Consider the following 11,807-nt stretch of genomic DNA (forward strand, 5'->3'; position numbering starts at 1 on the left):
AACACCTTTTAGCGGGTGTGGGTTTTTGTTTTTTTTATACCATGTTATACCGGCGCGGGGGGGGGGCGGTGGGCTCGCGGCCGCGGCCCCCACCGGCCGCTGTGCGGTCTCACGCTCCGGTTGGAGCACCGCCCCGATCGGCCACCACCAGGCGCAGCTCGCTGGTGTAGAGGCGACCCTGGGCGTCCGGCAGCCACACGTGGAACGGGTCAGGGTGCATCTCGGTGATCTCGACCGTGCTGTCCGCGAGACTCCGCGCCCGCCGCACGGCGGCGAGGAAGTTGTTGACGAACAGCGGGCTGTTCAGATCGAGGTAGACCGGTTTGGCGGCGGCGGCCGTACGCCAGAAGACAAAGCGCGGCAGTCCGAGACCCGCCGCCCAGCGCCGCATGGCGCCGAACGCGGCGGCCTCGTCGCGCGGGGACGGGGCGGGTATCCGGTGCGCGGCCACTCGCCACTGCTCCCGTGCGATCACCAGCCGGCCGATGGTCACCCTCGGCGTATGCGCGGTCCGCGGCAGCGGCCGGAAGAGGTTGACCAGGGACTCCTGCGTCAGCTCGGCGACGATGTCCAGTACTCGCAGCCGCTCGCCTGAAGGGAGCCCTACGCTGACTTCACCGTCGACCCGCCGGGCGGTCAGTCTGTCCAGAACCAGGCGCCTGCCCCGGGGTATTGCCCGCTCGCCGCTCCCGCCGGTGCCCGGCGCGAAGGACAGATACCAATAGCGGTCGGAGAACAGCTCGGGCGGCGGGTAGTCACGCCCGCTGACCTTTTCCGAGCGGGGGTAGGCGGGCACGACCCGGGGGCGTCGGGCAAGCCCTGCTTCGGCCTCGCGCAGCAGCCTGCCGGCGTCGGGGTGGGTCAGCGTCAGGGCGTGGATGTCCGTGGTCGCCATGGCCAGGTGGAGTTCGCCCAATACGCATTCGAACCGGCCTTGGCGAAGTGCCTCCGGGCCGGCGGCCGCGATCATGATGTCGGGACTGTGCTGGCCCGCCCCGTACCACAGTGGTGGTGGCGTCCGGAATGCCGAGGCGACCGGGCCGGCGAGCTCCGTCGTCTCGCGGTGCACCCGGCGAGCGTCCGGTGGCCAGGCCAGGATGCCGGCCCAGGACTTCTGCAGCTCCTCGACGAGCGGCGCGGCCCAGGTGGGGTCGGCGACGCGCCGCTGGAGCTGGTTCACCAGGATCCCCAGTGGCACTTCCGCTTCCGGGTCCGGGTTGCCGAAATCGCTGAAGAGCTCGTCGATCAGGGCTGCCAGTCTCTCTCCGAAACGCCAGGTCAGCCACCCCGCGCTGGTGAGGACCAGGGACAGCGGCGGCAGCAGGGCGTCGCGCACGCCGACGCCCAGCAGGATGTCGACGTCCCTGGCGCAGTCCTCGAAGACGGCCCGCCGCCCGAACCGCCGCTCGTCCCTGGTGCGTAGGGCCGGGGCTCCGGTGAGCCCGGCCACCAGCTGGTCCAGCCGGACGAGGGCTGTGGCCAGAGGGCCCGGCTGGTCGGCGGCCGCCGCGACGTCGTCCCGCGCCGTGACCAGTTGGCTGAGCGATTCCCGTGCCTGTGCCGTGGCGTCGGAGTCCGGCAGCCGGGCCAGTTGGTCGCGGAGCGCACGCTCGGGCCACTGGTCGACGGGGACCTCCGGCCGCCATACGATCAAGTCCCGGTCCAGCAGCCGTTCCAGCGCCCGGAGCACATCGTCCTCGCCGACCGGCTCTGTCGTGCCCCGCCACCTGAGCTCGACAGCGATGTCGCGAGCGGTACGGCAGCCATCGACAGCGGCGAGCACGGCAGCGTCCCCCGGGGACAGACGGAAGGCCGTACCGTCGGGGTAGACGGCCAGAGTGCCGTTGACCGCTGTACCCGGTGGGCGTGCCGGGGGCAGCCAGCGGCGCAGCCCTGGGTTCTCGGCAAGTGCGGCCCCCACCACGTCGATTGCCCAGTCCTCGAACAACACGGCTCGATGTGCGACCAGCTGCGGTCCGGGACGGACCGAGACATTGGGCACCGCGTCGTCGAAGCGGGTCCACACGCTCGGACCGAAGAACCCGATCGTCTCGTTGCGGGCGTGGTAACGCTGTGCGTACAGGGTGAGGGTCTGTTCCTTGCGACGCCGGTCCCGGTTGCGGGCGGTGGTGTCGGGGTGACGTCGCAGCCATTCCCGCTCGACCTCGAGCGCCGCGGGATTCTGCCACAGCAAGGCGGCCCGGAAGGGGTCGGCATCCACGATGTCCAGCAGCTCCGCAACAGTCCGGTGCATGCCCCGCAGCCAGGACGCGCGCAGTTGTTCGGGTCGGGTGTCCGGATCCATCGCCAGCGCGGCTGTTGGAGCATCAGCGAGCCGCAGTAGTGCCTGGACCGGGAAGCCGGCGCTGCGCACCGCGATGTCGTCCCATGGCCGCCACCTGATCTCATTCATGCGGCGCCGCCTTTTCCTCGCCATGACGGGGCTCGTCGACGGTGACCATGCGCACCTCGCTGGTGTACCGGCGGCCTTGAGCGTCGCGCAGCCACAGTTGGTCCGGTGTCGGCAGCATCTCCGACACGGTGATCCGCTGCTCGGCATCATCTGGGGCGGCTCGCCGCAGCATGGTCGCGCACAGTCCCACGAGCAGTGGGTTGTCGAAATCCAGGTAAATGGGCTTGGTTTCCCAGGGCGCGCGCCAGAAGACATGGCGTGGCATGCCGAGACGCTGGGCCCAGCGCCGCATCGACGCGAACGTGGCGGCATCGTCCGAGCCTTTGCCGATCGGGATGCCCTCCAGCCGGGGGCGCCAGGTCTCGCGGGCCGCCACCAGGCGGCCGATGGTGACGCGCGGAGTGTGCTCGGCGCCCGGCATGAGGCGGAAGGTGTTGACGGCCCGCTGGGCCAGGAACTCGGCCACGACCTCGATCAGCGGTGTGCCGCCCGGACTGTCCGCCCCGCCCCTCGCATCCTCAGCGCTCCGGACCGTGGGCCCTCCGGCCGAGGGGACGACGACGAGCCCGTCGACGTCATGTGTCCGGTGCTGTGGTGATCGCCTTGCGCCGCAGCGGGGGCCGAAGGACAGGTAGAAGTACCTTTCGGAGAACAGCTCCGGGGTGGGGTAATACCGGGAGGTGATGTCGGGCAGCCCTCTTGGGTACAGCGGGATGAAGCACGGGTGGGGATGTCGGTGTTCATCGGCCGCGGCGATGAGATCGCTCCGGTCCGGGTGCCATTGGGTGGCGGACAGCGAGGTGAACGTCGTCTGTGAAACGTGCAGTTCTCCCATGACCATCAGATAGTCACCGGCTTGAACGGCCGCCGGGTCGTCGGCTGCGATCATCACGTCGGGGCTGTGGTAGCCGGCTGAATGCCATGAGGGGCGCGGCGCCTGGAAGAGATGGGACACGGCCCCGCGGATATCCTCCACGGCGTAGGTCTCCCGCGCGGCCGTTTCTTCGTAGCGGAGGACTTGGCGCCAGCGATTCTGGAATTCCGCGACGACAGGGGCTTCGGCGTCTGCGCGCTCCAGTTCTGGAATCAGGCGGGCCAGTATCAGCGACAGTGGAACGATCCGCCCGCTGCTGCCGGCCAGTTCCGCCACGACACGATTCAGCACCGCGGAGTAGGCTTCTCCCAGTTGGGCCACCAGCCAGCGCGCGCTGTCGAGCAGCAGCCCCAGCGGTGGGCCGATGTCCCGGATGAACGCGGGTCCGAGGACGACGTCGAGGTCGCGTTGGCAGTCTTCGAATACCAGTCGGCGTCCCCTTGCGGCTTGGCCGGACTCGCGGTACGCCGCCCGGTCCGTGGCCTCGTGGAAGATGGCGTCGAGACGATCGAAGGCGGACCGCAGTTCGTCGGCGTCGCCATCCCTGGTGAGGAGGTCCGCCACGACGCCGTCGAGCCGGTCGAGCAAGGAGAGCGCGCGTTGTCCGGCCCCGGACGCCGGTAGCCCGGCCAACTGTTCGCGCAGCGACGCCGCGCCGGACGGGCTGAGCGGGATGTCGAACCCCCACGTGATGACGTTCCGTTCGGCCAGCCGAGCCAGGTCCGCGAGGACTGACGTCCCGCTGCGGCGTTGGGCGGGGCCGTGGCGCCATCCGAGTTCGGCGGTGATGGCGCGGGGTGTGCGTATGCCGTCGCAGCAGGCGGCGACGAGGGCCAGGCCGGGATCGAGCAGTTCCGTAGCGGTGCCGGGGCGCAGCACCGCTCTTCCTTGCAGTCGTACGCCGGCGGCGAGGGCCGGCGGCAGGTGGGCACGGATGTCGACGTCGGCGGCAAAGGCCTCGGCCAGCGCCGTGACGGCCCAGTCCTCGAAGGCAATGGAGCGGTCGCGGATCAACTCCGGTCCCGTCCGCGCGGTGATCCGCTCCGCTGAGGGGGAGTAGCTGCCCCAGGCTTGCGGGCCGAAGAAGCCGATGGTCTCGTTTTTCGCGTGATAGCGCTGGAGGTACTTGATAAGGGAAATCTCGTGCTTCCGACGGTACTTGTTACGTGCGGAGGTCTTTGTGTCCCCGCCTCCGGTCATGCCTGGTGTGTGCTGGCGTAGCCAACGGACGGCCCGGTCGAGTACGCCGGGAGACTGCCAGATGAGGGCCTGACGTACACCGCCGGATTCGACGATCTCCAACATGTCTCCGACAATGCGGTTCAGTGCGGCGTCCCAGTGGGTCCGAAAGACGGATTCGGAATCCTGATCCTTCATGAATTGATCAGCAAGGGCGGCGCATTCACTGTCGGAGGTTTCCAGTAATTGTGAGAAAGGGAAACCGGCGCTGCGTACACAGAAATCCCGCCATATCAGCCAGGAGTCGTGACCCAGAGGTATCCGCACATCGGATGGGCTGCTCATGGTACGAGTGTGGGCCAAATCCGACGGGTTCCGGAATGCCATCCGAAGAGAGATGGCGACAATTCGCCAATAATCGTGTCGGGATGGCGGGCCGGTCGGCCGTCTCGTCACCATGGGTGGACAGTTACGTGAATCGACAAAGGCACGAGGTGGGTATGTTCGAGGATGACGACAGCCGCAACTACCAGGTTGTAGTGAACGACGAGGATCAATACTCGATATGGCCCGCCGACGCGGAACCGCCGATCGGCTGGCGTGCGGACGGTGTGCAGGGTTCCAAGTCGGAGTGTCTGTCCCATATCGACGAGGTGTGGACGGACATGCGTCCCCGCAGCCTGCGCGAGCGGGAGTCGGTGGAATGACCTACCGGATCGGAGCTGTCCTGGAGCCGCACGGCACCAGCGTGCCGGAGGTCCTGGAGCGCGCCGTGCTGACGGAGGAGTTGGGTGTCTCCTCGCAGTGGCTGATCCAGATGCCGGGTCGCTGGGAGGCGGGGACTGTGCTGGGCGCCCTTGCGGCCCGCACCCGGAAGATCGAACTCGGTAGCGCCATCCTTCCGCTGTACTCCAGACCGCCCGTGGTCATGGCCTCCACCGCGCTCACGCTCGCCGAGCTGTCCGAGGGCCGGTTCGCCCTCGGCCTTGGCCTGGGGCGCCGGGGTGTGGGGGAGTGGATGGTCGGGGCGGGGACCATGCCGTCGGCCCTGCCGGCCATGCGCGAGTACATGAAGATCGTGCTGGCTGTCACCAGGGACGGCGAGGTGGATGTCGACGGCACGTGGTTCAGCGGTCACGCCTTTTTCCCGTCGCCTTCGAACGACCGGCCCGAATTGCCCGTGTACATGGGTGCTTTCGGCCCCAAGATGCTGGAGCTGGCGGGTGAGCTCGCTGACGGCGTGCTGCTGTGGATGTGCACCCCCGAGTATGTCCGGGACGTGGCGATGCCGGCACTGTCCCGCGGCTTTGAGCGCCGCACCGACGGCCGGCATCCTGGAGGCGAGGGGTTCGACGTGGCCCTGCTGCTGTGTGCCGCCGTCACGCCGGACCCGGAGACGGACCGGGACGGTTTCGCCGACTACCTGTCGAATTACGTGCGGGTCCCCACCTACCGCCGGCTCTTCGAGGCAAGCGGCTATGGCGCGCAGCTGAAATCCGGCCGCCCGGACCGGGAGATGGTCGAGGGCCTGGGTGTCATCGGAACGGCCGCGGAACTCCGCGCCCGTATGGACCGGTTCGCCGCCGAAGGTGTTACCCAGATCCTCGTATCCCCGACGTCCACCGCTTTCCTCCAGCGGGACAGGTACCTCGCGACCGTGCAGGCCGCGCTCGGTTAGGGAGGGCCGACGACGCCACCGGCGCCAGCGGAAGGTTGGCGCCGGTGGCGTCGTCAGCGCCCTCGCCGGGCCGCCAGGCGTCGCTGCCGTTCCGCGTCCGAGGCGTACCTGGTCCGCCGCCGCGAGCCGGGGCCAGGATCGGGTCGCACGCCCCGCAGGTGCTCCGCCAAGGCGCCTACGGTCGGATGCTCGTACAGCGCCAGTAGCGATATGTCCCACCCCAGTTGCTCCCGCAGCGCGGCGTACACGGCTGTCATCCGCGCCGAGGTGCCGCCGAGGTCGAAGAAGTTGTCGTTCGCTCCCACTCGGTCCAACTGGAGGACCGAGGCCCAGATCTTCGAGACGAGCTGTTCGACGTCGTCGGTGATCGGCGTCCGCGCGGTCCGACCGGCCCCGGCCGGCCGTGGGGTCGGATCGGGCAGTGAGGAGCGGTCGACCTTGCCGTTACCGGTCAGGGGCAGCTTGTCCATGTGGACCACCATGGTGGGAAGCGAGGGAGAGGGAAGGGCGGGCGAGAGGAACGCGCGCACCTGGCTGACGGCGATGGGGGAGCCGTCGCGTGTCACGATATAGCTGACCAACTCCAGGTCGCCCGGGCCGACCGACTGGCTGACGCGTCGTCCGCACGTCACCGACGCCCGGACCAGGGGGTGCCTCACGAGCATCGCGTCCACCTCGGCCGGAGAGACCCGGTGTCCGCGTATCGTGACCTCGTCGTCCAGTCGTCCCAGGAACTCCACCGAACCGTCGGGGAGCCGTCGGCCGGCGTCACGAGTGGCGAACCGTCGCACCCCCGGCAGCGGATCGGGTGCGAAGCGTTCACCAGTGAGCCGGGGATCAAGGTATCCGGTCGCCAGATGCCTGCTCCGAACCACGATTTCACCGACCTCCCCCACCGCCGCGGGCAGGCCGCCCACCGTGGTCACTGCGAGCCGGGCTCCGGGGGCGCCAGGCCCCAGCGGCAGTGGCGCTCCGGATCCGCGTCTGGCTGCCCAACGTTCGGCGTATCGTCGGTCGACCACGTGGTACGAGGCGAGCTGGGGCGTCTCCGTCGTGCCGTAACCGACGACCACCGCGGCGCGCGGGGCCACCCGTCGCAGGCCGAACACGTCGCTCGCGGTGATGACGTCCCCACCCAGGCAGACCAGCCTGAGCCGGGGCAGCCGCAGGCCGATCGCCTCGGCGCCGCTGACGAGCAGGCGCGAGAGATGCGGAGTCAGGTGGGCGACGGTGATTCGTTGCTCGGCCAGCCACTCCGCCAACTGCCCGGCGGAAGAGGCCGACAGGCTCAGTGAAGGCACGTGCAGCGTGCCCCCGCACCACAGCGGCGCGAAGACGTCGCGGTGCAGCGGGTCGTGTCCCAGGCCGGACAGGAAGGAGAAGCGATCCTGGGCCGAGAGCCGGAAGGTGTCGCCATACCACTCGAGGAAGTGGACGAGGGGGTCCGCGCCGGATACGACGGCCTTGGGGCCGGTGGTGGTGCCGGAGGTGAAGATGACATGGCCGGCGGGGTGAGCCGCACTCCCCGCGCCCGCCCGCGCCAGGTGGAGACGGTAGTCGGCGTCGTCGGCGCGAATGAGGACGATGTCCTCGCCGACGATACGGCGGCCGGCGAGGGCGGATTGGATGGCGCCGCCGTCCTCGGCGGCCGAGAGCAGAGCGTTCGGGGCGACCGCGTCCAGGCAGGCAGTCAGACTCCGGGCGGGCAGGGCGGGGTCGAGCAGGGCGTAGCTGCACCCGGCGAGCCAGACGCCGAGCAGCATCGATGGCAACTGCCGGGACCGCGCTGCGGCCACGGCCACGGTGCCGCCCGGCGCGACGCCGGCGGAGGTGATCGCGGCGGCGATGTGTTTCGCCCGCTCGTGCACGGCCCCCGCGGGGAGCACTCCGTCGGAGTCGGCGAGCGCGCCGCCCATCTCGGCGACTCTGCGGGCCAGCCTGGCCACGGCCGCACCGGCCCGCGGCGTCGCGGTCCGTGGCACTGGCGGTTCACCGGGAGAGAGGGCGATATCGTCCGGGCAGGTGTCCGGGGCCGCGACGAGCGCCTTCAAAAGCAGCACGTACTGTTCCAGCAGCGCGGCGGCCAAATCGGCCTGAAAGGTCCTCGCGTCGTGGACCACGGCGACCTCCAACTGCTCGCCGTCGTCGGTGAGATAGACATTGAGGTCGTAGATGGCCGGTGAAGAAGGTGGTACGGCTATCCGGGTGCGCAGCCCGGGCAGGGCGGGCGCGGTGTCCGGGAGGCCGAGGTGGTTGAACCAGACCGAGAAGGGCCGTTCCAGACCGGTCTCGGTGAGCATCTGGTCGAAGGGTATGTCGGCGTTGGCCTGGATCCGTGCCCACTGGGTGCCGAGGCGGGTGACCAGCGTGCTGAAGTCCGGTCCGCCGCGCAGATCGACCCGGACCGCCACGGTGTTGATGAAGAAGCCTACGATTCGGTCGAAATCCGGGCCGTCCCGACGGGAGACGGGAACACCCACACACACATCTTCCCGTCCTGACCAGCGACGCAGCAGTGCACCGAAGGCGGCGAGCAGCACCACGAACGACGTCGTGCCACACTGCCGTGCGAGAGCCGCAACCCCCTCACGGATTTCGGGACCCAGCGACCGGGCGCACCGCCCGCCCACGCCGGCCGGGGTGCGCCGGCTGTCGATGGGAAGTGGGCCGGGCGCTGCCCCCTTGAGGTAGTCGGCCCAGAATGCCGTCTGCCGCCGTATCAGGTCGTCGTCCAGCGCTCGCGCCTGTACCTCAGCCGCCGTTCCGTAGTCGGGCGCGGGTGGCGGCGTCGAGTCGGCGGCCGCGCGCCCGGCATGTGCAACGTAGCGGTCGGCCAGTTCGCTGAGGATGATCGCTACGGAGCGACCGTCCACGGCGATGTGATGGATCGCCAGCACCAGCCGATGGTGCTGCCCAGTGGTCAGTAGCAGAACACGGAACGGCAGATCGGCGGACAGATCGAACGGCGTGCGCAGGACCGCGTCGGTGTGCTGGTCAAACGCGTCCGCGGACACGACGCGTTCCGGCAGCGCCAGGGCGTCCGCGCCGGACAGTACGGTGGCCACGGGCCCTTCGGCCGTCTCGCTGATCAGTGATCGTAGCGCGGTGTGCCGCTGTACGACGTCGCCCAAGGCGCCTCGCAGCGCCGCACGGTCCAGCCGACCGTGCATGTCCAGAACCAGGGGGACGGTATGGACCGGGTTATCGGGTCTGAGGGCATGGGACAGCCACATCCGGAACTGCAAGGGGCTGAGAGAGTGGCTGGTCGAGGCACGCCGAGTGTCCTGGGGCGCTGTGCGCGCAGGGCGTGCCTCGCAGCCGAGCCAGTCGGCCAGCAGCGCCGGGGTGCGGTGGGCGAACAGGATGTGGCCCGGCACCTGGAGACCCAGCCTGTCGCGCAGCGCAGCCGCGGCAACCGCGGCTGAGAGCGACGTGCCGCCGCCTTGGAAGAAGTCGTCGTGGATGCCGACGGTCTTTCCACCAAGCGCCTCGGTGCAGACCTCGGCGACCAGGGCCTCCAGCGCGGTGCGTGGAGGGGTGGCCTGCCGCGCGCGTCGCGCCGGCACCTCGGGCAGCGCCTGCCGGTCGACCTTGCCGGTGAAGGTGAGTGGCAGCCGCGCGACCTCGATGATGTCTGCCGGCACCATGATGCCGGGGAGCCGCTGGACCAGATGCTCCCGGAGGCCGTCGGTCCGCCCGACGACAAACGCCACCAGGCGTTCGCTCCGGACCGTGGCCACGGCCTGTTGAACATCCGGGAATTCCTCGGCGACCGCCTCGATCTCACCCAGCTCGATGCGGTGGCCGCGCAATTTCACCTGGTCATCGGAGCGTCCTGCGAACTCCAGATTGCCGTCCGGCCGCCACGCGACCACATCGCCCGTCCGGTACCGACGGGCGCCCGGCGGACCGCCAGGGTCCGGCACAAAGCGCTCGGCGGTCAGTGCGGGCCTGCCCAGATAGCCGGTGGCCACCCCCTGTCCGCCGATGCACAGGTCACCCCGTACCCCGGCCGGCACCGGCCGGCCGCCGGTGTCGAGCACGTCCACGGTGGTGTTGTCGACCGGGCGTCCGATACGGATCGGGCCGGGATCCTCGGGCACCTCCCAGACGGTGGACCAGATCGTGGTCTCGGTGGGCCCGTACACATTGAACAGCCGGGTGGTCCGGCGCCTCAGCCGCCGGGCGAGAGCCGGTGGCAGCGGCTCGCCGCCGACCAACGCCACCACGGGCGGGACGTCGCCGGTCAGCAGCACACGCCAGCCCGACGGCGTGGCCTGGACATGGGTGACGCCGTGATCGCGGATCAGCCGCGCGGCGGCGTCGCCGTCCCGGGCGGCGTCGGCATCGGCAATGACGCAGCTGCCGCCGCTGATCAGTGGGAGATACAGCTCAAGGGCCGAGATGTCGAACGACAGGGAGGTGAGCGCGAGCCAGACGTGATTCTCCCCGGCGGTCAGCAGCGAACGTGCCCACTTCAGGAAGTTGATGAGCGCACGGTGGGGGACCATCACCCCCTTGGGGCGACCGGTGGAACCGGAGGTGTACAGCACATAGGCGGTGCTCTCCGCCGCGATGCACGGCGGTTGGAAGTCGGACGACTCGGTTGCCAGCGCCTCGCGCAGGTCGAGAGCTTTTCGCCCGGTCGGCTGGAGGTGCGGTTCGGCCAGCACGACGCTCGCGCCGCTGTCCTCAAGAAGGTATGCCTTGCGGGCGGCGGGTTGCTCGGGGTCGAGAGGCAGATACGCCGCGCCGGAGAGCAGTACCCCCAAAAGCGCGGCGGGCATGTCCTGGTTGCGCTCCACACACACGGCGACCAGCGAACCGGGACCGATGCCGCGTCGCTGCAGTCGCGCGGCGACCGATCGTGCCCGTGCCAGCAGTTCGCCGTAGGTGAGGTGTGCCGCGTGGTAGCGGACGGCGCAGGACGTCGCGGGTTGGGCCTGGACCAACTCGACGAGTGTGCCGGTGGGACACTCCCGGGCGGTGTCGTCGGCCGTGCCCGACCGCCGCTCGTCGGAGTCGATGGGCAGTGGCAGTTCCGCCACCGACGTATGTGGGTCGGCGACGGCGGCGCGCAGCAGGGCGACATAGCGGGAGAGCAACCGACGAACCGTGCCCCGGCCGAACAGCCGCGCGTCGTAGGCGGCGATTCCGCGCAATCCACCACTGGTCACCGGTCGCAGTTCCACCGACAGTTCGGGCTGCGGCCCGGGCACGTCGTCGGCCGCGACCGGCACCGAACAGTGGGCAGGCCGTCCGTCGGAGAAGGCGAAGGCCACCGGGCACGGTTCGGGAGGGTGCGTCCGGGCGGATGCCTCGTGCAGGGCGCCATCGATGCGCCGCAGCAGTTCTGTGAAGGAAGGGGCTCCGGACACGTCGACCCTCAACGGCACCATGCCTTCCGGCTTTCCGGCCAGGTGTACGCCGAGGATGAACCCGGTCTGCCCGGCATGGCGCGAGAGCAGCACCGCATAAGCCGCGAGCAGGGCACTGTGCGGCGGCTGAGCGGCCTCTCGGGCCAGCTGGGTCACCGCCGCGGTGAGATCCGCGTCGATCCGGAAACACACCTCGCCCCGGTCCGCATCGGTTTCCGCGCCGTCGGGCGGACGCGGGTATTCGGTCGTCAGTCGGAGAGTGTCTTTGCCCACGACAGCCGAGAT

At 69.8% G+C, this 11,807-nt stretch carries 5 protein-coding genes; 2 read left to right on the plus strand and 3 right to left on the minus strand.

Features of this window, described 5'->3' with window-relative positions; all coding sequences use genetic code 11:
• Nucleotides 1-109 precede the first annotated feature (109 nt).
• Complete coding sequence (locus ACFV2X_RS50175; RefSeq protein WP_385629771.1) at nucleotides 110-2,413, minus strand: lantibiotic dehydratase; 2,304 nt, start codon at nucleotides 2,411-2,413, stop codon at nucleotides 110-112.
• Entirely contained in the window at nucleotides 2,406-4,811 is a 2,406-nt protein-coding gene (locus tag ACFV2X_RS50180) for a lantibiotic dehydratase (protein ID WP_385629774.1), read from the minus strand. Before ACFV2X_RS50180 ends, ACFV2X_RS50175 begins: the two co-directional genes overlap by 8 nt.
• Nucleotides 4,812-4,966: 155 nt before the next feature.
• Here ACFV2X_RS50180 and ACFV2X_RS50185 point away from each other — a divergent pair, with 155 nt between their 5' ends.
• Both ACFV2X_RS50185 and ACFV2X_RS50190 read left to right on the plus strand, forming a co-directional pair.
• Nucleotides 4,967-5,173 (plus strand): MbtH family protein, encoded by a 207-nt coding sequence (locus ACFV2X_RS50185; protein ID WP_385629777.1) that lies wholly within the window; start codon nucleotides 4,967-4,969, stop codon nucleotides 5,171-5,173.
• The gene (locus ACFV2X_RS50190) at nucleotides 5,170-6,144 is read left to right on the plus strand and encodes an LLM class flavin-dependent oxidoreductase (protein ID WP_385629779.1); all 975 of its coding nucleotides are present in this window, start codon (nucleotides 5,170-5,172) and stop codon (nucleotides 6,142-6,144) included. Before ACFV2X_RS50185 ends, ACFV2X_RS50190 begins: the two co-directional genes overlap by 4 nt.
• A gap of 53 nt (nucleotides 6,145-6,197) precedes the next feature.
• On the opposite strand, the gene ACFV2X_RS50195 is transcribed toward ACFV2X_RS50190, so the two are convergent.
• On the minus strand, nucleotides 6,198-11,795 hold the full coding sequence (locus ACFV2X_RS50195) for an amino acid adenylation domain-containing protein (RefSeq protein WP_385629782.1): 5,598 nt from the start codon (nucleotides 11,793-11,795) through the stop codon (nucleotides 6,198-6,200).
• Nucleotides 11,796-11,807 lie beyond the last annotated feature (12 nt).

Origin of the sequence: Streptomyces sp. NPDC059679, assembly GCF_042734105.1 — a bacterium.
In the GTDB taxonomy this organism is placed as follows: Bacteria; Actinomycetota; Actinomycetes; order Streptomycetales; family Streptomycetaceae; genus Streptomyces.

What these genes read in the sequence shown, in the direction of transcription:
- ACFV2X_RS50175 (WP_385629771.1), bottom strand. Translation starts at nt 2,413, where the DNA reads ATGAATGAGATCAGGTGGCGGCCATGGGACGACATCGCGGTGCGCAGC.
- ACFV2X_RS50180 (WP_385629774.1), bottom strand. Translation starts at nt 4,811, where the DNA reads ATGAGCAGCCCATCCGATGTGCGGATACCTCTGGGTCACGACTCCTGG.
- ACFV2X_RS50190 (WP_385629779.1), top strand. Translation starts at nt 5,170, where the DNA reads ATGACCTACCGGATCGGAGCTGTCCTGGAGCCGCACGGCACCAGCGTG.
- ACFV2X_RS50185 (WP_385629777.1), top strand. Translation starts at nt 4,967, where the DNA reads ATGTTCGAGGATGACGACAGCCGCAACTACCAGGTTGTAGTGAACGAC.